Source organism: Pseudoponticoccus marisrubri (genome assembly GCF_001482405.1).
GTDB lineage: Bacteria > Pseudomonadota > Alphaproteobacteria > Rhodobacterales > Rhodobacteraceae > Pseudoponticoccus > Pseudoponticoccus marisrubri.
The window spans coordinates 1-460 of record NZ_LPXO01000053.1 but is presented as its reverse complement, the minus strand read 5'-3'; the positions used below and the strand labels follow the sequence as shown (position 1 = coordinate 460).

Below are 460 nucleotides of genomic sequence, written 5' to 3'. Positions count from 1 at the left end.
GCCGTCACAAGACTGGACACTTATGATAACCCTGACGCGTCGCGTCTAGTCGACCCTGCGCCCCAGGCGCAGCATCACGGTCTCGATCCCGGGGTTCGATCCGAAGATCCCGGCATGCGAGCGGTGATCGTAGCCGATCCCCACCCCGTGGCCGAACAGCTCCACCCCGAGCTCGATGCCGGAGCGGAACACCATCGGTCCGCCCAGGTCGAACCCGTCGCCGGGCCAGTAGAACCCGGGCATCAGGTGAAGTTCCGCGTAGAACGGTCCCAGCCGCACCGGCCATGTCAGGCCGTAGCCGAGCCAGGTCGCGCCTTGCTCGTCGGAAGACAGCCCCGCGGCCTCGGCAAAGGGGCCGAACTGGCGGCCCGTCTGCACCCGCAGGTAGCTCTCGTCCGAGGGCGCGGCGCGCCGCTCCAGAACCCGCCCGCGGGACAGCTCGATCTCCGGAGCCACATCG

Annotated in this window: 1 protein-coding gene; it reads right to left on the bottom strand. The window is 68.9% G+C overall.

Features of this window, described 5'->3' with window-relative positions; genetic code table 11:
- Positions 1–45: 45 nt before the first annotated feature.
- A partial coding sequence (locus AVJ23_RS21945) for an acyloxyacyl hydrolase (protein WP_058864360.1) occupies positions 46–460 on the bottom strand: 415 nt, incomplete at its 5' end.